Source organism: Pseudomonas sp. RIT288, assembly GCF_000631985.1.
Classification (GTDB): domain Bacteria; phylum Pseudomonadota; class Gammaproteobacteria; order Pseudomonadales; family Pseudomonadaceae; genus Aquipseudomonas.
In genome coordinates this window covers 419033-440337 of sequence record NZ_JFYN01000034.1, presented here as the reverse complement: position 1 = coordinate 440337, position 21305 = coordinate 419033, and the positions used below count along the sequence as shown (strand labels likewise).

The following is a 21305-nucleotide window of genomic DNA, read 5'->3' as shown; positions in this document are numbered from 1 at the left end:
GCTCAGCTGCGTGGCACTGGCCGCCCGGGTGTATCGGGGGCCAGCTCGCCGGTTTGCAGCCAGGTCAGAGCGATGGGCCATAGTGTGGCTTGGTATGCGCTGCGAAAAAAGGCGAAATGTCCGACTTGTTGTTCGCCGATGTCCTGCGGCGCGATGCGCAAGTGGGTTTTGTGCGCATGACTGAAGTAGCCGAGCAGGCGTTCGATGGCCGGGATCGTGCCGTAAGGGTCGTCGCTGATGCTGATCGCCAGGGTTTGTGCGCGGACGTTGGCGAAGGGCAGGCGACCGCTTGCCTTCAGAAGTCGGCGGCCGCTCGGACGCTGCTCGTAGCGCGCGGCAGGCGTGCTCCAGTCCCGTACGACGCCTGCTGGTGTGTCCTCCAGCCAGCCGAGGCGTTTGCCCGGGAAATAGCCACAGAGCCGCGTCAGCAGCGGCATCAGCAGGTGCCATTTGCCGAACATGCGCCAGCGCTGTGCCGGCGCATAGTCGCGCCAGTAAGCGAACTGCGCGCCGACCGTCACCAGCCGACGAATGACCTGCCCGGACTCGCCGAGCCCAGCCGCGCAACCGCCGAAGCTGTGCCCGACCGCATCAATTGGCTGGCCGGGGAATTCCCGTTGCGCGCGTTTGAGCATCGCCTCGAAATCCAGCGCGCCCCAGTCGGTCCATGAGGCCTCAAGACCTTTCAGGGTCGCCGGGCGCGATTCGCCGATGCCTCGGTAGTCGTAGGTGATCACGTCGAAGCCGTTGGCGAATAGGTAATCGGCGAAGCGCGAGTAGTGTCGGCAGCGTACCGAGGTGGCGGCGTTGATGATGACTACCGGTCGCTGGATCTCGGGCAGGGCGTGACGCCAGGTGAAGCCGCCGAGCATAAAGCCATCTGCGGCAGCTTCTTTGAAAGGTTCGCTCATGGTTGCTGTGTCGGGCGTAAACGCGGGACTGCATGAATTCATACGGACTTGGCCTTGGCGAAGACGGATCGAGAATGAGCTTCAACGCCGGGCTGCGCAATCACTCGAAACGCAGTGCGTTCCGGATTGAAGATTAGCGACTCTGTGAATTCGAGCCGCCGTGCGTCTCGAATTAGTCCCTTTCGCACCCTGGCCAAGTTCCAATCATTCTAAAACACGTGCTTCTCTGGCCGGATCAAATAAGGAGTAACAGTTGGGCTCTACAAGAGCCCGGGAGTCGTCATCATGAAACGTGTTCTTTCATTCCTGCTGCCCATCGCGGCGGTGGCGGCATTGGTCTTTCCGGCGATGTTGCAGGCGGCCAACCTCGACCCGATCGACAGTGCCGGGGTGCAAGTCCAGCAACAACAGCAAAACGGCATCAACTACCTGTCCGGCGGGATCGGCCTGGACGAGTCAAAAGCCATTCAACAATCCACCGGTTACAACCTGCACATGACGTTCGCGGTGGGCGCGCAAGACCAGTACACCGCTGATGTCGACGTGATGATTCAAAAGTCGCCGGGGCAAACCGTGCTGACCCTCACCCAAACGGGCCCGCTGGTGTACGTGCAATTGCCACCGGGTAAGTACACGGTGGTCGCCACGCGCAATGGCGAAACACGGCGTGACGTGACAGACGTTGGTAGCGGCACTGCGCGCAATCTGGTGTTCCACTGGAATGACGCTGGATAACGTTGGGTGCAATTGAACGTCGAGGCGCGGGTATAATCCCGCGCCTACTGTTTGTGGCGAAGGAAGTGCTGGTTTGAAAGGGATTTTGCGTATCGGCTCAGTGGTGAGCCTGGTTTTGCTGCTGGCCGGTTGTGGAACGATGATGGGGCGCCTGAACGGTGATTCTGAAGAGCCGTACTACAAAGGTGTCGATGGCAGCCTGCACTTGCTTGGCGTGAGAGGGGGAGACGGCATGCCCTCGGCGGTCATCTGCTACATGATGATCGTTTGCCCGCTGATTAGCGTTGTATCGCTGCCGGTAGACGCTGCGCTCGACACGGTTTTGTTGCCGGTCGACTACGTCAACACCCTCTGAGGCCGGTCTTCATTTATCGCGCGTACGCTTGGCCTTCTGCTTGTAACTGGGCTCGTGCGCCATTCGGTAAATCCATAATCCGATCCAGCCGACGGCTATCAGGAACACGGTGCCGACGCACTGCGACACGATCTCGAACCAGAACATTCGGGGTTGCAGCGCGAGGGTGTAGGTATGGCGTGGGCCCGATCGGTTCCAGGTAGTGATGGAGCCGCTGATCAAACTGTGGATGATCAGATAAGTCGACGCGGCGATGAGGAAGGCGATCAATACGCCGACCAGCACCGTCACCCAGAATGCCGCCCGACTCTGGCGATAGGGTGGCGGATGGGGCAGGGGTACGCGGGTTCTTTTCTGGTTCATCGAGCGGATGACCCTCTTCCTTAAGGTGCGGCCAAAGTAGCGCGGATCGCCTTCGTTCGAAACCCGTCGCGCATTTGCGCAGCCCGGAAAAAAGACTGGATTTAGCCGCTATCAAATCGCAGGCATAAAAAAACCCTGAATCTTGCGATTCAGGGTTTTCGGTATTTGGTGCCCAGAGACGGAATCGAACCGCCGACACGGGGATTTTCAATCCCCTGCTCTACCGACTGAGCTATCTGGGCAACGGGGCGCATTAAAAGGGTTTTTCGGATTTACGTCAACGACTTTTTTAAAATTTCTTAAATTAATTCCGTCGCTTACGATCCGCCCCCCGATTTTGCAGGTTTACTCTGCAGGCGGAACGTAGCCTTCCGCCTTGGCGTAATCCTCGCCGGAGAAGTACTTGTCCATTTCGCCCTGAAGATATTTGCGGTCTTCGGCGTTCATCATGTTCAGACGCTTTTCGTTGATCAGCAGGGTCTGGTGCTTCTGCCAGTCAGCCCAGGCCTTGGCCGAGACGTGGTCAAAAATATCCTGACCTTTGGCGCCCGGGAAAGGAGCGCGTTCCAGCGCGGGCAGTTCTTCTTTGTACTTGCGGCACATGATGGTGCGGGTCATGACGACTCTCCTGCGTTCAATACGGCGGCCGCGCGTTCGAGCAAGGTTTTGACCGGGGCGGCAAGGCCCAGGCGCGGCGGGGTGGCGAGGTTATACCAGAGCCAGTCGGCCTCGGCCACGTGCTGACCGGCCTCCTGCACCTGAACCAGCCAGGGTTCTATGGACAGCTGGAAGTGGCTGAAGGTATGCACCAGGCTTGGCAGCGCCTGCTGCTCGCCCATTGTCAGCGAGTGCTGGTCGGCCAGATGTTGCAGGTCGTCGAGGTCATCGAGTTCCGGCAGGCTCCATAAGCCGCCCCACAACCCCGTGGACGGGCGGCGATAAAGCAGAATCGCGCCTTCGCCGTTGGCCAGCAGCGGCATCAGCGTGCGTTTCTGCGGTATGGCCTTGCGCGGCTTGGGGATCGGGTAGCGAGTCTCCAGCCCGAGCATGTGCGCTTCGCAGCCCTTTTCCAGCGGACACAGCAGACAGCTCGGTTTGCTGCGCGTACACAGCGTAGCGCCGAGATCCATCATCGCCTGGGTGTAGGCGTTGACCCGATCGTGCGGCGTGAAGCGTTCTGCATTGGCCCACAGCTGTTTGGCGACCTTCGGCTCACCCGGGTAACCCTCTTGCGCGGTAAAACGCGCCAGAACGCGTTTGACGTTGCCATCGAGGATCGGCGCGCGCAGGCCCATGCTGATGCTGGCGATGGCGCCGGCGGTGGACAGGCCGATCCCCGGCAGATCCGTCAGCTTTTCGACGTCCCGCGGAAATTCGCCGCCGTACTGGCTGACGACGATCTTTGCGGTCTTCTGCAAATTGCGCGCGCGGGTGTAGTAACCCAGCCCGGTCCACAGGTGCAGCACTTCGTCCTCCGGCGCCTCGGCCAGCGCTTGCACCGTTGGCAGCGCGGCCATGAAGCGGTCGAAGTAATTGAGCACGGTGCTGACCTGGGTCTGCTGCAACATGATCTCCGACACCCACACCCGATACGGGTTGATGTCTTGCTGCCAAGGCAAATCGTGGCGGCCGTGGCGGTCGAACCATTCCAGCACCGCCGTGGAAAACTGCTCCGCTCTCATCGCTTGAACAGCCCCTTCAATGCGTTTTTCAATTCCGGGCTGACCTTGTCGCCGAGTTTTTCATCGATCTTCTCGCCGAGTTTGTCACCGGCCATTTTGGTCGCGACCTGGCCGAGGCGTTCGTTGTCCACACGGCAAGCCTTGGCGCCCAGTTCCAGAGGGCCACGGCAGCGCAGCGGCCACTCGATGCCGACGAATTTCTCGCCGACCTGACAGGCCGGATCCGGCATGGCGCTGGTGTCGCCTTCGACGATGATGCCGACGCGGTAATCCATGCCCAGCACCCGCAGGTCGATGTCGCCGTCGCCGTTGACGGTCATACCGGGGATGCGCACTTTCAGGTCCGGGTTGCTCGCCACGCCGTTGCGCAAGGTCAGGTTGCCCTTGAGCTCCTGGAACGGCGTGTCCTTGCCCCGCGGCTCGCCGCTGAGGGTTTTGCGGTTGAGGGTGGCGATGCCTTTGCACAGTTGCTGTTCAAGGTTGGCGTTGAGCAGCACACCGTTGTTGATCACGAAACTGGCGTTGCCGTTGAGGGTTTCGATCAGCGCCTGTTGGCTGTTGCCGCTGCCGGTGAGGCTGCTGGTCAGCGTGACCAGACCTTTGACCGGCGGATTCTTGCCCTGGCTTTCGAGGATTTTCTCGGCCGGCACGCGGTTGATCCTGGTTTGCAGGTTCAGCACCGGCGCACTCGGGCGTACGTCGAGGGTGCCCTTGGCTTCGAAGTCGCCGTTGTACAGGCCGCCACGCAGACTCTCCAGGGTCAGCAGGCCGCCCTGGCCGGTGGCTTTGAGCGCGGCGTTCTGGATCGGCAGTTTGTCGAGGGTCAGTTGGCCGAAGCTCAGGTCGGCATCGACGTCGAGTCTGGCCAGACGCTCGACCGGCAGCAGACGCTCGGTGCTCCAGGCGCTTTTGCTTGGCTTGTCCGGCAACGGTGTGCTGCCGGCGCCGGCCATGGCATCGGCTTCGGTGCTGGCGACTTCGGCCTGACGCACTTGCGCGGCGTTTTTGGCTTTTTCCGATTTCGGCGGCAGGTAGCGGTCGACATCGAAGGTGTCAGCCTTGAGGATCGCGCGCAGCGACTGCTTGGCGAAATCTTCCACGGCAATGCGCCCGCTGAAGCTGCTGTCGTCGAGTTTCAGGTTGATGTTGTCGAAGGCCACGCTGGTTGGCGTGGCGGCCACGCGGCTGACCAGTTCGACCTTGCTCAGGCTGCCGGGCGCCATGGCTGGCAGCGTTTGGCCGATGCTGTCGACAAATTTCGCCAGATCGAACTGGGCGATCGAGATCCCGCCAGTGACCTGCGGGGTCTTGTCGAGGTCGTTGACCTTCAGCTCACCGAGCGCGCGCAACTGGTTGGCGGAGATCTTGATCCCGGTCCATTCGGCGACGTTCGCCGCCTTGTCCAGCAAGATCTGCCCTTGGGCGGAGAAAGTCATGGCTTTGCCCTGCAGCGGATCGCCGGTCAGTTCGCCGGACAGTTTCATGTCTTCGAACTTGTAACGTTGCAATGCACGCTCGATGCGCAGCTCGCCATTGAGTTCGGTACGCACGCGCAGCACAGGCTGATTGGTGCTGAGGAACGCCGTGGCTTTCAGCGGAATGTTGGTCGAGTCGTGTACCGCACCGGTGCTCAGCTGGATGCTTTCGGCGCTGTACTGTTTGCCGGTCTGCTCATCGTTGTATTCAACGCGAGCGTTGTTGACGGTCAGGCTGTCGATGTCGAGGCGGATCGGCTGCGGCGGTTTTTCCGGCTGGGCGGGGGCCTCTGCAACAGGTGGGCTGGCAAGTGGCGGGCTGCCGGCAGGCGTGGCGGGAGGTGGCAGCTTGCCGATGTCTTCCCAGTTGCCGTGGCCGCTCTTGTCGCGTTTGAGGCGCAGGTTCAGGCCTTCGACGCGCACATCGCTCATCTGCACTTCGCGGCGCAACAGTGGCAACACGCGCACGGACAGGCCGAGCATCTGCAGGTCGGCATACGGTTCGGTCGGATTGATCAGGGTGGCGATGCTGGCCTCATGCAGTTCCAGGCCGAGCCACGGGAACAGGCTCCAGCCGATATCGCCATTGAGCGTCAGCTCGATGTGGGCCTTGTCGCGGGCTATCTGGCGAATCTCGTCTTTGTAGTCGTTGGGATCAAACAGGTGGGTCAGGGCGAAGCCCGCCGCCACAATGATCAGCAACAGCCCGAGAAGTACCAGACCCAGGATTTTGCCGAACGCTTTCATGGGCGAGTCCTTGTAGTTAGTCGAATTCGTAATTTAGCCGGGGAGTATAGCGCTGCATCCGCCCGGTTCGGGGCGCTGTCATGTTGCGATCACGTCCAGCGGCAATTGCAATTTGGTGGCCAGCGCCTGGGTTTCAAGGTGTCCGGCCGGTGCCAGCAGGCGCAGTTGAGCACCCGCTTGCGACGCCATTTTCTGTGCTTGGTTCACCAACCGCTCGGCTACCCCACGGCGCCGGGTGACTTTTCGAACACACAAATGTGACAAGTACCAAACCCTGTCGTGCCTTGTCAGGCGTGCTGCACCGAGCAGGCGATCGTTGAAACGTCCTGCAATCAAAGAGCTGTCAGCCAGGCTGTTTTCGATCAGTTGAGCGTCCCCGGAATACGGCGCGAACAGCCATTGCGGGGCGTCACGATAGATCTTCTGCAGATCCTGTTGATCCTGGTAATTGGCGTCTTCAAGCATTTGAACGATGACAGGCATTGGTGCCTCCTCAAAAGTGCCCCCTGCAGGAGCTGCGGAACGCTGCGATCTTTTGATTTTGCCTGTCAAAACAAGGTCAAAAGATCGCAGCGTTCCGCAGCTCCTGCAGGGGACGAGATCAGATGACATGAAAAAGGTGATATCAGTTTGGTTTTTCTGTCACGTGCAAATGGTAACCTTCGCCGGTTCGCCCGTCCTTCTGCGACTTAACGTCGCGCCTTCAAGGAGCTTCACCCGAAAAAACGGTCATGCCTGCGTGCATAAAGGCCGAGGGTGAGCAGTGGCTGGCGAACCATACTAATAATTGGGGGATACACAATGAGCACGAGCATCACGGCGGACGGCCTTCGCGCCGACCAGCCTGCGTTCCTGTCCAAGGAGCGCATCATCGCCAAGCCCGGTTTCAACCGCTGGCTGGTTCCACCGGCCGCTCTGGCCATCCACCTGTGCATCGGCATGGCCTACGGTTTCTCGGTGTTCTGGCTGCCGTTGTCCAAGGCGCTGGGCGTCACCGCGCCAGTGGCTTGCGCGCCGGACATGAGTTTCATCGCTCAGGTCTTCTCTTCGCAATGCGACTGGCCGATCTCCATGCTCGGCTGGATCTACACCCTGTTCTTCATCTTCCTCGGCTGCTCGGCAGCGATCTGGGGTGGCTGGCTGGAACACGCCGGGCCACGCAAGGCGGGTGTGGTTTCGGCGCTGTGCTGGTGCGGCGGTCTGCTGATCTCGGCACTGGGGATTTATACCCACCAGATCTGGCTGATGTGGATCGGCTCCGGCGTGATCGGCGGTATCGGTCTGGGCCTGGGCTATATCTCGCCGGTATCGACCCTGATCAAGTGGTTCCCGGACAAGCGCGGCATGGCGACCGGCATGGCGATCATGGGTTTCGGTGGCGGCGCGATGGTCGGTGCACCGTTGGCGACTGCGCTGATGAGTCACTTCGCTTCGCCTGCCGGTGTCGGCGTGTGGCAGAGCTTCGTGGCGATGGCGGCGATCTACTTCGTGTTCATGATCGGTGGCGCCCTGGCTTATCGCGTTCCGCCAACCGGCTGGAAGCCTGAAGGCTGGACTGCTCCGGCGAAGAAAGCGTCGAACTCGATGATCACCCACCGTCACGTTCACGTGAATGTGGCGTGGAAAACTCCGCAGTTCCGTCTGGTGTGGCTGGTGCTGTGCCTGAACGTATCGGCCGGTATCGGCATCCTCGGCATGGCCTCGCCACTGCTGCAGGAAGTGTTCGGCGGCAAGCTGCTGGGCGTTGACGTGCCGTTCGGTCAACTGGACGCCGGGCAACTGGCTTCGATCGCTGCGATCGCTGCCGGCTTCACCGGTCTGCTGAGCCTGTTCAACATCGGTGGCCGCTTCTTCTGGGCTTCGTTCTCGGACTACCTGGGTCGCAAAAACACCTACTTCGTGTTCTTCGCCCTCGGTTTTGCGCTGTACGCACTGATCCCGAACATGGGCCATTTGGGCAACGTTGCGCTGTTCGTGGCGGCGTTCTGCATCATCCTGTCGATGTACGGCGGTGGTTTTGCGACCGTTCCGGCGTATCTGGCCGACCTGTTCGGCACGCAAATGGTCGGCGCGATCCACGGTCGCCTGCTGACTGCCTGGGCTGCGGCCGGCGTGCTCGGTCCGGTGCTGGTGAACTACCTGCGTGAGTATCAGTTGAGTATCGGCGTTGAGCGCGCTGCCGCTTACGACATCACCCTGTACATCCTCGCGGGCCTGCTGGTGCTGGGTTTCCTCTGCAACCTGATGGTGCGTCCGGTAGCAGACAAGTACTTCATGACCGACGCTGAACTGGCCGCCGAACAGGCGCTGGGCCACGACAAAGGTGCTGATGCGAGCACCGTGCTGGAGTGGAAAGCCGCACCGGGCAGCAAGCCGCTGGCAATCGCTGCATGGCTGGTGGTGGGCGTTCCGTTGGCGTGGGGTGTGTGGGTGACCCTGCAGAAGACGGCGGTACTGTTTCACTAAACAAAACGTAGTACCCCTGTAGGAGTGAGCCCTGCTCGCGATAGCGGTCTGACAGTCACGGAAATGTTGGCTGTCACGCCCTCATCGCGAGCAGGCTCACTCCTACAGTTGTTTTCGGGGTGCCTGTAATGGCTTGTATGGACATGTCTACCCGCGACAGCCGGGGCCTCTGTCCGTCAGGCATATCACGTCGCGTGTTTCTGTTTCGGCCCCGCGTGCCTATAATGGCTGCCTTTTTCGCCCAATGATTTTGCGGAGCTGGTGATGGCCGAACGTAAGGCGTCTGTCGAGCGCGACACTCTGGAAACCCAGATCAAAGCCTCGATCAACCTTGATGGCACCGGAAAGGCCCGATTCGATATCGGTGTTCCTTTTCTTGAGCACATGCTGGATCAGATCGCCCGTCACGGGTTGATCGACCTGGATATTGAATGCAAGGGCGATCTGCATATCGACGACCACCATACCGTGGAAGACGTCGGTATCACCCTCGGCCAGGCCTTCGCCAAAGCCATCGGCGACAAGAAAGGCATCCGTCGCTACGGCCACGCCTACGTGCCGCTCGATGAAGCGCTGTCGCGCGTGGTGATCGACTTCTCCGGCCGTCCAGGCCTGCAGATGCACGTGCCATACACCCGCGCCACCGTGGGCGGCTTCGACGTTGACCTGTTCCAGGAATTCTTCCAGGGCTTCGTCAACCACGCACTGGTCAGCCTGCACATCGACAACCTGCGTGGCACCAACACCCACCACCAGATCGAAACCGTGTTCAAGGCTTTCGGCCGTGCGCTGCGCATGGCCGTCGAGCTGGATGAGCGCATGGCCGGGCAAATGCCATCGACCAAAGGCGTTCTGTAATGCAGACGGTTGCAGTTATCGACTACGGCATGGGGAACCTGCACTCGGTGGCCAAGGCCCTCGAGCACGTTGGCGCCGGCAAGGTACTGATCACCAGCGATGCGGACGTGATCCGCGAAGCCGACCGCGTAGTGTTCCCCGGCGTTGGCGCGATTCGCGATTGCATGGCGGAGATCCGTCGCCTCGGTTTCGACGCGCTGGTGCGTGAAGTCAGCCAGGATCGTCCGTTCCTCGGCATCTGCGTCGGCATGCAAGCCCTGCTCGACAGCAGCGAAGAGAACGACGGTGTCGACTGCATCGGCCTGTTCCCGGGCGCGGTGAAGTTCTTCGGCAAAGACCTGCATGAAGACGGCGAGCACCTGAAAGTCCCGCACATGGGCTGGAACGAAGTGCAGCAGAAGGTCAGTCACCCGCTGTGGCACGACATTCCGGACATGGCGCGCTTCTACTTCGTGCACAGCTACTACATCGCTGCCGCCAATGCGCGGCAGGTAGTCGGTAGCGGTCATTACGGGGTCGATTTCGCTGCAGCGCTGGCCGAAGGCTCGCGTTTCGCCGTGCAATTCCACCCGGAGAAGAGCCATACCCATGGCCTGCAATTGCTGCAGAACTTCGCCGCGTGGGACGGTCGCTGGTAAATGGCTGCCAAGAAGTCCAAACCGCCGATTCTGACCCTCACACCTGAACAGGAGAGTGAGGCCAACCGCAAGATTCAGCGGTTCATGGAGGATCGGTTCGAACTCGACCTGGGTTCGTTCGAAGCGGCGGAGATTCTTGAGCTGTTTACCCGCGAAATTGCTCCGCACTATTACAACAGGGCGATTTTCGATGTGCAGACCCACCTCAAAGAGCGGTTTGAAAGCATCGAAAGCGACCTGTGGGCGCTCGAGAAAAACTGATTTCCGAGCCAAGCTGAACATTCAAATTTGAAGGTTTGCCAGATGCTGATTATTCCCGCTATCGATCTCAAGGACGGTGCCTGCGTACGTCTGCGCCAGGGCCGCATGGAAGATTCCACAGTGTTCTCCGAGGACCCGGTGAGCATGGCTGCCAAGTGGGTGGAGGGCGGTTGCCGCCGTCTGCATCTGGTCGATCTGAACGGCGCGTTCGAAGGCCAGCCGGTCAACGGCGAAGTGGTCACCGCGATCGCCAGGCGCTACCCGAACCTGCCGATCCAGATCGGCGGCGGTATCCGCTCGCTGGAAACCATCGAACACTACGTCAAGGCGGGCGTGAGCTACGTGATCATCGGCACCAAAGCGGTGAAGGATCCGGCGTTCGTCGCTGAAGCCTGCCGCGTGTTCCCGGGCAAAATCATTGTCGGTCTGGATGCCAAAGACGGTTTCGTCGCCACCGATGGCTGGGCTGAAATCAGCACCGTGCAGGTCATCGACCTGGCCAAGCAGTTTGAAGCCGACGGTGTATCGTCGATCGTTTATACCGACATCGCCAAAGACGGCATGATGCAGGGCTGCAACGTACCGTTCACCGCTGCGCTGGCTGCAGCGACGAAGATCCCGGTGATCGCGTCCGGCGGTATCCACAATCTGGGTGACATCAAGTCGCTGCTCGACGCCAAGGCGCCGGGCATCATCGGTGCAATCACTGGCCGGGCGATCTACGAAGGCACCCTCGACGTCGCTGAAGCGCAAGCTTTCTGCGATGCGTACCAAGGCTGAGGACTGACCATGGCGCTGGCCAAACGCATCATCCCTTGCCTGGACGTGGACAACGGCCGGGTCGTCAAAGGTGTGAAGTTCGAGAACATCCGCGATGCCGGTGACCCGGTGGAAATCGCCCGTCGCTATGACGAGCAGGGTGCTGACGAGATTACGTTCCTCGACATCACTGCCAGCGTCGATGGCCGCGACACCACGCTGCACACCGTCGAGCGCATGGCCAGCCAGGTGTTCATCCCGCTGACCGTCGGCGGTGGCGTGCGCACCGTGCAGGACATTCGCAACCTGCTCAATGCCGGTGCGGACAAGGTATCGATCAACACCGCTGCTGTGTTCAACCCGGAATTCGTCGGCGAAGCCGCGCAGCATTTCGGCTCGCAGTGCATCGTCGTCGCCATCGACGCGAAGAAGGTCTCCGGCCCGGGCGAAACCCCGCGCTGGGAAATCTTCACCCACGGCGGGCGCAAGCCGACCGGTCTCGACGCGGTCGAGTGGGCGAAGAAGATGGAAGGCCTCGGCGCCGGCGAGATCCTGCTGACCAGCATGGATCAGGACGGCATGAAAAACGGTTTCGACCTCGGCGTGACCCGCGCGATCAGCGATGCGCTGGGCATTCCGGTGATCGCTTCCGGCGGCGTCGGCAACCTGCAGCATCTGGCCGACGGCATCCTCGAAGGCCACGCCAGCGCGGTACTGGCGGCGAGTATTTTCCACTTCGGCGAATACACCGTGCAGGAAGCGAAAGCGTATATGGCCAAACGCGGCATCGTGATGCGCTAAACCGTACAGGCCAGTGGACAGCATGGCGTACCCAAGGCACTCTTGGGCACGCCATGGATTCCGGTAGCCCGACATGATCAAACGCCTGCTTCTTGTTCTCGCCAGTGCCTCTGTGTTGTTGCTCAACACGGCGCGGGCCGAAAACAGTCCCGACACCGATCTGGTGCTCCTTACCGAAAACTTTCCGCCCTACAACATGGCGAAAGACGGCAAGAACTTCGCCAAGGGCGAGAACATCAATGGCATTGCCGCCGACATCGTGCGCGAAATGTTCAAGCGCGCCGGGCTCACCTACAGCCTGACGCTGCGCTTCCCATGGGAGCGGGTCTACAAACTGGCGCTGGAAAACCCCGGTTACGGCGCCTTCGTGATGGCCCGCCTGCCGGATCGCGAGAACCTGTTCAAATGGGTCGGCCCGATCGGTCCGGACGACTGGATCATGCTGGCCAGGGCCGACAGCAAGATCACCCTCGATACCCTTAATGACGCGCGCAAGTACAAGATCGGTGCCTACAAGGGCGATGCGATTGCCGAGACGCTGACCAAACAAGGCTTGAAGCCTATGGTCGTGCTGCGCGATCAGGACAACGCGAAAAAACTGGTCAACGGCCAGATCGACCTGTGGGCCACGGGTGATCCTGCCGGGCGTTATCTGGCGCGGCAGGACGGGGTCACCGGCCTCAAGACCTTGCTGCGCTTCAACAGCGCCGAGTTGTACCTGGCGCTGAACAAGGATGTGTCGGATGCAACGGTCGCCAGGCTGCAGGCGGCGTTGGATCAGATGCGCAAGGACGGGGTTGTCGACGAAATCATGGGGCGCTATCTGTAGCCGTCGGTAACGACTGGTCCGCTGCGTCGTGGGTACATTCTTGCGGCGGATACTGCAGCAGATTGAGGTTTTCGTTCTGGGTGTAAGCCAGATTGATCCCCGCCTGCGAGCCGTCAGCACGAAGCAGCTCGTAGAAACTCTCCAGCTGATAAACCGCGACGAATTTGCCTTTGCCGGCCATAGCGATCACATGGGTAGCAAATGAAGTCTGCCAACCACTGGTTGACGTCTCGCCGTGAGTGAACTGGCTGTCCAGTCTTGCCGAAAATGGGAGTGACGGATGAGCGTCTGCCTTCGTTGCCCACGGACTCACAAAACTGATCGCAGTAAGTTGAGTGAACAGACGCAGCGTCTTCGGATTCTGCAGCCGCTGCGCGGTCCACTTGAAAGCCCGTGCCTCCTCGCCCGTGTTGTGTCCGCTCCCAACCAAATAGTACTGGTCGGTTCTTTCCAGGCGATAAAACGGCGTGGTGCGTAATTGATCAATTGGCGACAAGTCATCCTTGACCACGAACCATGGCAACTCGATGACTTGGGAGAGCGTGGCTGCGCCTTTGGTTTCTGGGGCTTGCGCTGCGGAGAGCGTCGGCAGCTGTGGCGATGACTGGATCAGTGGCGCGATCTGCATCCGTAGCGAATAGGCACCGACATTGCCCTCTGGCCGGTTGAAGCTGCTTGCCGCAACAAAGGTACCTGGTGCGAAATGAATCTCTCCCGGCGGCGCATTCGTCGGCGTGACGCTCCAGGCGCTGAAACTCTGTCTGGCGCCGCTGCCCCTGTCATTCCAGATCAGTTCACCAACGTCCGAGGCGATCACCAGATCGGCGCGTACACAGCGAACCGCGTTGAGTGAAGGTTTTTCGTGATCATTGGAGCAGACCGCGCCCATGGCCACATACCCTTGCGGGGCGATCGGTCGCCATACGGCACCGTCTTTCTTCGAGCCTGAGCCGGAATCTTTCCAGATCAGTTCGAAATCCTCCGGGCGCCTTAATGCCGGGCCCCTGGCCGGATCTGCACTGGGTGCATCGGCTTCGCAAACCACAGCTACCACGGTGCTGCCGTTAATGTTGTCGTGCCCGGCGACGAACACGTCGCCGAGCGGGAAATAGCCCGGCAACACATCCGGCGCCGGAGTCGGGCGCCAGAAGGCCGCGGGTTTAGCCCGAGAGCCGGTGCTGTCCCAGATCCGGTGAAATTCCGTGGTGAAATGGATCAGCAGATTGTCGTGTCGGATCGGCTCGATTTGCCTGGATGGCGCTGCGGCCTGGTCATGAATGGTCATGGTCACTCCTGATAGTTGAACGGCGACTCAAGGGAGTCGCGACCCGTTGCAGGTCTCACTATCGGTATTCGCATCCGGTCTCTGGCGGTAACTATGTATGGCGTCGTGACCAGTTATTTCCAAAAAGACCGTTCCTTGCCATTGGCAGCCTTGCGCGCCTGTTTTTCCCATTGATGCAGAAGCACAAGGCCGACGTCACTGATCAGCTCAGGGGGCGCTGTTTTTGAGGGCTTCCCATTCCAGGATGTATTCCTTCAATTCTGAGCGCTGATTGTTGGGGTCGACAGCGTAAACGCAGAGCTTGAGGGGGAAGTTGCTTTCCGGGCGTAGCCAATGGGAGGTCACGCGCCTATAACCCTGCGGGTCTTCGCAGCTGACTTTTTCAGCAAGGCCGTCTTTTACCTCGTATCGATCAAGGCCCTCGTTCTTGCGTTCCGGCCACAGAATCTGCGCTCTGTTTATTTCTTTGTTAAACGAAGTCTCTATGGTCGGAACAGGCGTCGGGCCCGCATCAATCAGATAAGTGGGAACAGTGACGGCATTTCGATAAGTGCCTGCCGGTAATAAGTCCTCAGTACTGTTTGTGGCGATGACACAAAGGTTGTCAAGCCCGGTTTCAGGTCCCATTGGAATATTTAACTGGGTGGGAGTAGTGCCAGTATTGATCGGCGGGCTGTAGCCTTGCGGAACTTCGCAGTCGACCGGGTCAGCCGTACGTTTGGTTCGGATAAACCGGGTGCTGGCGGTTATTTCGAAGTTCCATTCTGGATAAACGTAGTTGCCCTGAGCGTTTACGCTGATCTTTGCATGCGTTGGCAGTTGGGCAGGCAGTCCGATAGAGGCTGCCGGAAATAATTCGCACACCTGCGGATCCGTATTGAATTTGCCATCGATAAAGCAGTTGTTGAAAACCGAAGTCGGGCTACCGTAACTGCCGCTCGAAATCTGACCGTATCCTGGCAGTGGCGTCAGATGGTGAGCCAAGGTTCCAAGGACGCCATAGACCTCGTTGGTCGCTCGAACGATGACCGGACTCCCCGAGCTTCCGGAAGCAATATCTTTGCATTGGTTGCTGACGGTGTGCCGCCAAACCCAGGGCTTCTCGAAAATCGCCGGGGAGGGCATGTGGGTGCAAGCTGACATTTGCAATGGAGCACCAACGGGTTTGTGCACAATCAGAATGTCGCTATCGTCGGACGGCGCCTGCCGGGCCAGTTTCATGGGGGTGATGCCCAGTGCCAGAAGTTCGCCCTGTGACACTCCAAGCTCCAGAAGAGCCAGGTCGACACCCTGAATACTGCTCCAGGCTACTTTCTGCAGAGGAAATGTTCTGGAGGCAGCAGTCGTATCGATGAAGTTGTTGAAGGTAATGGTGGCTTCGATAGGGTCATCTATTCGCATGACCCCGTTTTCCTTGCCCACGCAGTGCGCACTGGTCAGTGCATAGGCGGAATCGGACGGGCGAGAGCTGTTTGTGTCGATCAGGAAGGCGGTGCAGGAGCCGTGCTCGCGGCTTTTGTACTCACCGATTCCCATCCAGTGGTTATTTTCGCCATCTTTGTTAGTCAGGTGTTGTGACGGTGAGAAGTTTTCAACACCCTTGCCGTAATCGACGGGGCTGGAATAAGCGGGAAGTGAGAAGGCTGTCAGTAATAAAAAGCTTGGGTTGATATAGTTCAGGTTCATGGCCAGTCCTTGGCTAATAGGTAGGTGCAAGACTGGCGCAGAATAAGACAGTTTGGTTTAAGTGGGTTCTATAAGTTATTGCTACTTGTTTTGGTTGTAGGGGGGTATGAGAATTTAATAACTTGATAGTTTAACGATAAATTCCATTTTTCCCGTGTGCAGCTGTCGCCTTGTTACTCCGCACACTGATCATCTGCTTGATATCGATCCACTCGATGCCTTGGGCCTTGAGTTTCGGCAATTCACGTTCCAGTACCGCCAGTGTTTGCGGGTAAGGGTGGCCGATCATCACCGCCGATCCTTGCTTGCGCGCCAGGCTGATCGCCGTCTGCAGCTGGGTGAAGATGGCGGCTTCGGTGCGTTCGTCGTCGAGAAACACATCCCGCGAAACACTCGCCAGATCGATCTTCTGTGCTTGCTGCGCCGCCACGGTTTGCGCACTGGTGCGGCTGTCCACGAAGAACTTGTGCCGGCGCTGCAACTCACCCATCAACCACGCCATTGCTATCGGTTGTGCAGTCATGCGGCTGCCCATGTGGTTATTGATGCCAGCGGTGTAGGGAACCATTTTGAAGGCGGCATCGAGGCGCTTTTGCAGTTCCTCGAGCGGTAGCTCTGGATGCCAGGCATACGGGCCGGTGGCCGGGTCCATGGGCATATGCAGGATCACGATCTTGCCGGCGCGATGGGCTTCGCGGGCGAATTCAGTGGCGTGCGGGGTATCTGGCATGATCGCCGTCGTCACCGGGCCGGGCAGGGCCAGCACGCGGCGATCCCGGGGCAGATTCTGCCCCAGGTCGTCGATGATCAGCGTCAGGTAGGCTTTTGGCGGGGGCGAACTGGCGGGTTCTGCGTGAGCAGCACCCGCCAGACAGCACAGCAGGACGAAGAGCAAACGCAACGACATCCTCAACGACCGGACGTGATGCTCAGCCCTTTGAGCAGGCTCAGAGCCTGGGCCAGTTGGTAATCGTCATCCTGCGGCATGGCCTTGGCTTTCGCGCCGGAACCGGTCGGCTTGTCCGCGCCGCCGTTGCCGTTGCCCAGGTGGCCTTGCAGGTCGGCTTCCTTGAAGTAGTCGCCGTCCGCTTCGTTGGTGATCTTGGCCTTGCGCACTTCGATGTCCGGGACGATGCCCTGGGCCTGGATCGAGCGGCCATTCGGCGTGAAGTACAGCGCGGTAGTGATCTTCAGCGCACGATCGTTGTTCAGCGGCAGCACGGTTTGCACCGAGCCTTTGCCGAAACTGGTGGTGCCCATGACCACGGCGCGTTTCTGATCCTGCAGGGCGCCGGCAACGATTTCCGAGGCCGAGGCACTGCCACCGTTGATCAGCACGACCATTGGCACCGCTTCGCTCTCGTCCTTGCCGGTGGCGGAAAAGCGCAGTTCGGAGTTGGCGATCCGGCCTTTGGTGTAGACGATCAGGCCTTTCTTGATGAAGTGGTCGACCACTTCCACTGCCGCCTGCAACACGCCGCCCGGGTTGTTGCGCAGGTCGAGGATGATGCCGTTGAGCTTTTTGCCATTGTCTTTGCGCAGCTTGGCCAGGGCCTTGGAGACCTCTTCGCCGGTCTTGACCTGGAACTGGGTAATGCGGATGTAGCCGTAGCCCGATTCCAGCAGCTGCGCCTTGACGCTCTTCACTTGAATCACGGCGCGGGCCAGGGTCACGTCGAACGGTGTACCGCCATCGCGTACCAGGGTCAGGGTGATTTTCTGGCCGATCTTGCCGCGCATCTTGTCCACGGCTTCGGTCATGGTCTGGCCGCGAGTTGGTGCGCCGTTGATCTTGACGATGAAGTCACCGGCCTGAATGCCGGCCTTCGACGCCGGGGTGTCGTCGATCGGCGAGACGACCTTGATGAAACCGTCTTCGGAGCCGACTTCGATGCCCAGGCCGCCGAATTCGCCGCTGGTGCTTTCCTGCAGTTCGGTGAAGTCTTCAGGGCCGAGATACGCGGAGTGCGGATCGAGGTTGCTGAGCATGCCCTTGATGGCGTTTTCCAGCAGGGTCTTGTCGTCCACCGGCTCGACGTACGCCGCCTTGATCCGGTCCATGACCTCGGCAAAGGTGCGCAACTCTTCCAGCGGCAACGGAGCCTTGGCGGTCGCGGCAGTACCTGCCGGAGCGACGGCCGGAGCCGGTTGAGCGGCGAACGCCAGAGGCGCGCCGATCACCAGGGCGATCGTCAGGGCCAGCGAGGTAAGGCGGGACAAATGCAGCATGTCGAACGAACTCCTTAATTAGGCGACGCGCTTATCCTTGCGCGTGACACCATTGCGCCGGATCACTCGGGTGACCCTGCTGACGAATTGCGAAATACAGCGCTGGTGTGTCCTGACCGCCACTGTTACCCACAGTGGAAATCGACTCACCGGCTTTTACCACGTCACCGGCCGACTTGAGCAGCGTCTGGTTGTGACCATAAAGACTCAGATAACCATTGCCATGATCAAGGATCACCAGCAGCCCGGCGCCACGCAACCAGTCGGCGAACACCACGCGCCCGCCGTGCACGGCATGCACCTGGCTGCCGGCGGCGGCGCTGATCATCACGCCATCCCACTTGGTGCGGGCATCGTCGCCACGGCTTTCGCCGAAGCGTGCCAGTAATCGACCATCAACCGGCCACGGAAGTTTTCCCCGGGTTGCAGCAAAAGGGCCACCGAAGGTCTCGCCGCTGCTGGATACCAGCGCGCCTGGCGTTGACTTGACTGGTTTTCGTGGGGCGTCGCTGTTGTCAGCCTGCGCCTCACGCAAACGCTTTTTTTCCGCTTCCTGCTGGGCGATCAGCGCTTTCTGTCGCGCTTCTTCTGCCTCACGAGCCTGGCGGGCCAGGGTTTCTTCAATGGTTTTAAGGACTTTAGACAGGTCTGCCTGATCCTGCTCGCGGGCGGCCAGTTTCTGGTCGCGGGCTTTCACGTCATCGTTGAGCTTGGCGAGGACTTGCTGGCGTTCCTTGCGGACCTTTTCCAGCTCGTCGCGCTGGGTGTCGAGGCTGCTTTTCTGTACCAGCAATTGCGCCTGCTGCATGGCGATGTCTTTTTCGACATTGGCCAGTTGGCGCAGAGTTTCGTTGAAGTTCTTCAACTGCTCCAGGCGGGCCTGGCTCAGGTAATCGTAATAGGTGAGGGTGCGGGCGAATCTCTCGGGATTCTGCTGGTTGAGCAGCAGCTTGAGGTATTCCTGACGGCCATTCTGGTAGGCCGCGCGGGCCTGGATGGCAATCAGTCGCTGTTGTTCAGTGCGCGCGCTCTGGAGTTTTTTTTTCTCCGCATCGAGCCGCTGCAGCTCGGATTCGCTTTTCTTCAGCTCTTTCTGCAGGGCATCGACCTGCTTCTCGAGCTTGCCCATCTCGGTTTCGGTGCCCTTGAGCTCTTTCTGCACGCCGGACTTTTCTTCCTGCAGCTTGCCCAGCAGCTTTTTCAGCTCGGCAATGTCCTGACGCGTGGCATCCAGCTGCTGTTGGGTTTGCGCGCGCTCGTCAGCGAAGGCCGGTTGGAGCAGGCAGGTCAGAGCGAGGGCGATCAGGACGCGGAGCATAGAGGCGGGCGGCACCAGGGTAATGGACGGCCTAGTATGCCCGCCCGGGGCTGCAAAAAAAACGCCCAATTGGGCTTGTGTGATAACTGGCTGGAGATACAGCTGAAAATAATCTTTGAAACCACCATAAACAACTGTAGGAGTGAGCCTGCTCGCGATGGCGTTCTCACATTCAACAGAGTAGTTGACTGTCAGATTGCTATCGCGAGCAGGCTCACTCCTACAGGGTTTTGCGGTGTTTTATGGATTCGGGTCAGACCAGAATCGAAGCGCCAGTCATTTCCGCCGGTTTTTCCAGGCCCATCAGCATCAGCATGGTCGGTGCCACGTCCGCCAGTACGCCGCCTTCACGAACCTTGAGGTCACGCTTGCCGACATAAATGAACGGCACCGGCTCGGTGGTGTGTGCGGTGTGCGCCTGGCCGGTGGAGGCGTCGGACATCTGCTCGACGTTGCCGTGGTCAGCGGTGATCAGCGCTTCGCCGCCAACCTTTTCCAGCGCCTCGACGATGCGCCCGACGCAGGTGTCCAGGCACTCCACGGCCTTCACCGCCGCGTCGAACACGCCGCTGTGGCCGACCATGTCGCCGTTGGCGTAGTTGACCACGATCACGTCGTAACGCTGGTGTTCGATGGCATCGACGATGCGGTCGGTGACTTCCGGTGCGCTCATTTCCGGTTGCAGGTCGTAGGTGGCGACTTTCGGCGACGGAATCAGGATGCGCTCTTCGCCCGGGAACGGTTCTTCGCGGCCGCCGGAGAAGAAGAAGGTCACGTGTGCATATTTTTCCGTTTCGGCAATGCGCAACTGGGTTTTGCCGTTCTTCGCCAGATAATCGCCGAGCACGTTTTCCAGGCTGCCTGCGGCGAAGGCCGACGGCGCAGGGATGCTGGCGGCGTACTGGGTCAGCATGACGAAACCGGCCAGTTTCGGCTGACGCGCACGTTCGAACTCCTTGAAATCGTCTTCGACGAACACGCGGGTCAGCTCGCGGGCACGGTCGGCGCGGAAGTTCATGAATACGACGGCGTCGCCGTCTTCGACCTTGACCGGCTCGCCGATGGTGGTGGCTTTGACGAATTCGTCGCTCTCGCCGCGGGCGTAGGCGGCGTCAAGGCCTTCCTGGGCGGTGGCCGCGTTGAATTCGGCGTTGCCGTCGACGATCAGGTTGTAGGCCTGGGATACGCGGTCCCAACGGTTGTCACGGTCCATCGCGTAGTAGCGACCGACGATGCTGGCGATGCGGCCCTTGCCGAGCGCCTGGAAGGTCGCGTCGAGCAGTTCGATCGACGACGTGGCGCTTTTCGGCGGCGTGTCGCGGCCATCGAGGAAGGCGTGCAGGTAGATCTTCTCGGCGCCGCGCTTGAAGGCCAGTTCGGCCATGGCGATCAGGTGATCCTGATGGCTGTGTACGCCGCCGTCGGACAGCAGGCCCATGAAGTGCACGGCTTTGCCGGCGGCCACGGCTTTATCCACCGCGGCGCAGATGGTCGGGTTGTCGAAGAACTCACCGTCGCGGATCGCTTTGGTCACGCGAGTGAAGTCCTGATACACCACGCGCCCGGCGCCGAGGTTCATGTGGCCGACTTCGGAGTTGCCCATCTGGCCGTCCGGCAGGCCGACGTCCATGCCGCTGCCGGAGATCAGACCGTTCGGCACCGTGGCCCAGAGACGATCGAGCACAGGTTTCTTCGCCGCATACACGGCATTGGATTCGTGGCTGTCACTGTGACCGAAGCCGTCGAGAATCATCAGGACCAAAGGTTTAGGCGTGGTAGTCATGGAATCCACTCGTGGCTAATAAAGAAGAGGGCGTAGAAAAAGGGAGTGGCGAGTTTAATGCTTAGTTCCGACCACGTCACCGCCGGACGGGGTTTGGCCCACCATAGTGGCTGTGTATACTGGC

Annotated in this window: 21 protein-coding genes and 1 tRNA gene; 9 read left to right on the top strand and 13 right to left on the bottom strand. The window is 60.0% G+C overall.

The annotated features are described in order from the left end of the window. Window positions 1–2: 2 nt before the first annotated feature. Window positions 3–953, bottom strand: a complete 951-nt coding sequence (locus BW33_RS20720; RefSeq protein ID WP_047600907.1) for an alpha/beta hydrolase family protein — start codon at window positions 951–953, stop codon at window positions 3–5. A gap of 243 nt (window positions 954–1196) precedes the next feature. Here BW33_RS20720 and BW33_RS20715 point away from each other — a divergent pair, with 243 nt between their 5' ends. Both BW33_RS20715 and BW33_RS20710 read left to right on the top strand, forming a co-directional pair. Then, window positions 1197–1646 carry a hypothetical protein gene (locus BW33_RS20715; RefSeq protein ID WP_047600906.1) on the top strand — a complete coding sequence of 150 codons (450 nt, stop codon included), beginning with the start codon at window positions 1197–1199 and terminating at the stop codon, window positions 1644–1646. A gap of 73 nt (window positions 1647–1719) precedes the next feature. After that, window positions 1720–2001, top strand: a complete 282-nt coding sequence (locus BW33_RS20710; protein ID WP_047600905.1) for a YceK/YidQ family lipoprotein — start codon at window positions 1720–1722, stop codon at window positions 1999–2001. 9 nt (window positions 2002–2010) lie between these two features. On the opposite strand, the gene BW33_RS20705 is transcribed toward BW33_RS20710, so the two are convergent. The 6 genes from BW33_RS20705 to BW33_RS20680 all read right to left on the bottom strand — a co-directional run bounded on the left by BW33_RS20705 (window position 2011) and on the right by BW33_RS20680 (window position 6751). Next, a complete protein-coding gene (locus BW33_RS20705) occupies window positions 2011–2364 on the bottom strand; it encodes a hypothetical protein (protein ID WP_047600903.1) in 354 nt (117 codons plus the stop codon). 166 nt (window positions 2365–2530) lie between these two features. Next, window positions 2531–2606, bottom strand: a tRNA-Phe gene (locus BW33_RS20700). A gap of 103 nt (window positions 2607–2709) precedes the next feature. Beyond that, the gene (locus tag BW33_RS20695) at window positions 2710–2982 is read right to left on the bottom strand and encodes an oxidative damage protection protein (protein WP_003220737.1); all 273 of its coding nucleotides are present in this window, start codon (window positions 2980–2982) and stop codon (window positions 2710–2712) included. Continuing rightward, window positions 2979–4046, bottom strand: a complete 1068-nt coding sequence (mutY, locus tag BW33_RS20690) for an A/G-specific adenine glycosylase (RefSeq protein WP_047600902.1) — start codon at window positions 4044–4046, stop codon at window positions 2979–2981. The genes BW33_RS20695 and mutY overlap by 4 nt, the downstream gene beginning before the upstream one ends. Then, a complete protein-coding gene (locus BW33_RS20685; RefSeq protein ID WP_047600901.1) occupies window positions 4043–6268 on the bottom strand; it encodes an AsmA family protein in 2226 nt (741 codons plus the stop codon). The genes mutY and BW33_RS20685 overlap by 4 nt, the downstream gene beginning before the upstream one ends. A 78-nt stretch (window positions 6269–6346) precedes the next feature. After that, complete coding sequence (locus BW33_RS20680) at window positions 6347–6751, bottom strand: acetyl-CoA sensor PanZ family protein (RefSeq protein ID WP_047600900.1); 405 nt, start codon at window positions 6749–6751, stop codon at window positions 6347–6349. Between the two features lie 318 nt (window positions 6752–7069). Between BW33_RS20680 and BW33_RS20675 the strand changes: the two genes are divergently transcribed. The 7 genes from BW33_RS20675 (at window position 7070) to BW33_RS20645 (ending at window position 12880) form a co-directional block, all read left to right on the top strand. Then, window positions 7070–8734: an OFA family MFS transporter gene (locus BW33_RS20675; RefSeq protein ID WP_047600899.1), complete on the top strand. Its 1665-nt coding sequence runs from the start codon at window positions 7070–7072 to the stop codon at window positions 8732–8734. 264 nt (window positions 8735–8998) lie between these two features. Next, window positions 8999–9592: an imidazoleglycerol-phosphate dehydratase HisB gene (gene hisB / locus BW33_RS20670; protein WP_007909204.1), complete on the top strand. Its 594-nt coding sequence runs from the start codon at window positions 8999–9001 to the stop codon at window positions 9590–9592. Then, window positions 9592–10230 (top strand): imidazole glycerol phosphate synthase subunit HisH, encoded by a 639-nt coding sequence (gene hisH, locus BW33_RS20665; protein WP_027611254.1) that lies wholly within the window; start codon window positions 9592–9594, stop codon window positions 10228–10230. The genes hisB and hisH overlap by 1 nt, the downstream gene beginning before the upstream one ends. Further along, complete coding sequence (locus BW33_RS20660; protein WP_007952545.1) at window positions 10231–10491, top strand: DUF2164 domain-containing protein; 261 nt, start codon at window positions 10231–10233, stop codon at window positions 10489–10491. It abuts the gene before it with no gap. 42 nt (window positions 10492–10533) lie between these two features. Beyond that, window positions 10534–11271: a 1-(5-phosphoribosyl)-5-[(5-phosphoribosylamino)methylideneamino]imidazole-4-carboxamide isomerase gene (gene hisA / locus BW33_RS20655; protein WP_047600897.1), complete on the top strand. Its 738-nt coding sequence runs from the start codon at window positions 10534–10536 to the stop codon at window positions 11269–11271. Between the two features lie 9 nt (window positions 11272–11280). Further along, window positions 11281–12051, top strand: a complete 771-nt coding sequence (gene hisF, locus BW33_RS20650; protein ID WP_007909211.1) for an imidazole glycerol phosphate synthase subunit HisF — start codon at window positions 11281–11283, stop codon at window positions 12049–12051. Window positions 12052–12124: 73 nt separating this feature from the next. Continuing rightward, window positions 12125–12880, top strand: coding sequence for a substrate-binding periplasmic protein (locus BW33_RS20645; protein WP_047600894.1), 756 nt, complete (start codon window positions 12125–12127; stop codon window positions 12878–12880). On the opposite strand, the gene BW33_RS20640 is transcribed toward BW33_RS20645, so the two are convergent. The 6 genes from BW33_RS20640 to gpmI form a co-directional block, all read right to left on the bottom strand. Further along, on the bottom strand, window positions 12861–14165 hold the full coding sequence (locus tag BW33_RS20640) for a Vps62-related protein (RefSeq protein WP_047600893.1): 1305 nt from the start codon (window positions 14163–14165) through the stop codon (window positions 12861–12863). The genes BW33_RS20645 and BW33_RS20640 overlap by 20 nt on opposite strands. A gap of 207 nt (window positions 14166–14372) precedes the next feature. After that, window positions 14373–15851, bottom strand: coding sequence for a S1 family peptidase (locus BW33_RS20635; protein ID WP_047600891.1), 1479 nt, complete (start codon window positions 15849–15851; stop codon window positions 14373–14375). A 130-nt stretch (window positions 15852–15981) separates the two neighbouring features. After that, window positions 15982–16758, bottom strand: coding sequence for a divergent polysaccharide deacetylase family protein (locus BW33_RS20630; protein WP_047600890.1), 777 nt, complete (start codon window positions 16756–16758; stop codon window positions 15982–15984). A 2-nt stretch (window positions 16759–16760) separates the two neighbouring features. Further along, the gene (locus tag BW33_RS20625; protein WP_047600888.1) at window positions 16761–18080 is read right to left on the bottom strand and encodes a S41 family peptidase; all 1320 of its coding nucleotides are present in this window, start codon (window positions 18078–18080) and stop codon (window positions 16761–16763) included. A gap of 31 nt (window positions 18081–18111) precedes the next feature. Further along, window positions 18112–19398 carry a murein hydrolase activator EnvC family protein gene (locus BW33_RS20620; protein ID WP_047600886.1) on the bottom strand — a complete coding sequence of 429 codons (1287 nt, stop codon included), beginning with the start codon at window positions 19396–19398 and terminating at the stop codon, window positions 18112–18114. 253 nt (window positions 19399–19651) lie between these two features. After that, window positions 19652–21181: a 2,3-bisphosphoglycerate-independent phosphoglycerate mutase gene (gene gpmI / locus BW33_RS20615; protein WP_047600885.1), complete on the bottom strand. Its 1530-nt coding sequence runs from the start codon at window positions 21179–21181 to the stop codon at window positions 19652–19654. Window positions 21182–21305: the final 124 nt, after the last annotated feature.

Bases quoted from the DNA above. Each gene is read 5' to 3' on its own strand.
- BW33_RS20720 (WP_047600907.1), bottom strand. From the start codon at position 953: ATGAATTCATGCAGTCCCGCGTTTACGCCCGACACAGCAACCATGAGC.
- BW33_RS20715 (WP_047600906.1), top strand. From the start codon at position 1,197: ATGAAACGTGTTCTTTCATTCCTGCTGCCCATCGCGGCGGTGGCGGCA.
- BW33_RS20705 (WP_047600903.1), bottom strand. From the start codon at position 2,364: ATGAACCAGAAAAGAACCCGCGTACCCCTGCCCCATCCGCCACCCTAT.
- BW33_RS20695 (WP_003220737.1), bottom strand. From the start codon at position 2,982: ATGACCCGCACCATCATGTGCCGCAAGTACAAAGAAGAACTGCCCGCG.
- mutY (WP_047600902.1), bottom strand. From the start codon at position 4,046: ATGAGAGCGGAGCAGTTTTCCACGGCGGTGCTGGAATGGTTCGACCGC.
- BW33_RS20685 (WP_047600901.1), bottom strand. From the start codon at position 6,268: ATGAAAGCGTTCGGCAAAATCCTGGGTCTGGTACTTCTCGGGCTGTTG.
- BW33_RS20680 (WP_047600900.1), bottom strand. From the start codon at position 6,751: ATGCCTGTCATCGTTCAAATGCTTGAAGACGCCAATTACCAGGATCAA.
- BW33_RS20675 (WP_047600899.1), top strand. From the start codon at position 7,070: ATGAGCACGAGCATCACGGCGGACGGCCTTCGCGCCGACCAGCCTGCG.
- hisB (WP_007909204.1), top strand. From the start codon at position 8,999: ATGGCCGAACGTAAGGCGTCTGTCGAGCGCGACACTCTGGAAACCCAG.
- hisH (WP_027611254.1), top strand. From the start codon at position 9,592: ATGCAGACGGTTGCAGTTATCGACTACGGCATGGGGAACCTGCACTCG.
- BW33_RS20660 (WP_007952545.1), top strand. From the start codon at position 10,231: ATGGCTGCCAAGAAGTCCAAACCGCCGATTCTGACCCTCACACCTGAA.
- hisA (WP_047600897.1), top strand. From the start codon at position 10,534: ATGCTGATTATTCCCGCTATCGATCTCAAGGACGGTGCCTGCGTACGT.
- hisF (WP_007909211.1), top strand. From the start codon at position 11,281: ATGGCGCTGGCCAAACGCATCATCCCTTGCCTGGACGTGGACAACGGC.
- BW33_RS20645 (WP_047600894.1), top strand. From the start codon at position 12,125: ATGATCAAACGCCTGCTTCTTGTTCTCGCCAGTGCCTCTGTGTTGTTG.
- BW33_RS20640 (WP_047600893.1), bottom strand. From the start codon at position 14,165: ATGACCATTCATGACCAGGCCGCAGCGCCATCCAGGCAAATCGAGCCG.
- BW33_RS20635 (WP_047600891.1), bottom strand. From the start codon at position 15,851: ATGAACCTGAACTATATCAACCCAAGCTTTTTATTACTGACAGCCTTC.
- BW33_RS20630 (WP_047600890.1), bottom strand. From the start codon at position 16,758: ATGTCGTTGCGTTTGCTCTTCGTCCTGCTGTGCTGTCTGGCGGGTGCT.
- BW33_RS20625 (WP_047600888.1), bottom strand. From the start codon at position 18,080: ATGCTGCATTTGTCCCGCCTTACCTCGCTGGCCCTGACGATCGCCCTG.
- BW33_RS20620 (WP_047600886.1), bottom strand. From the start codon at position 19,398: ATGCTCCGCGTCCTGATCGCCCTCGCTCTGACCTGCCTGCTCCAACCG.
- gpmI (WP_047600885.1), bottom strand. From the start codon at position 21,181: ATGACTACCACGCCTAAACCTTTGGTCCTGATGATTCTCGACGGCTTC.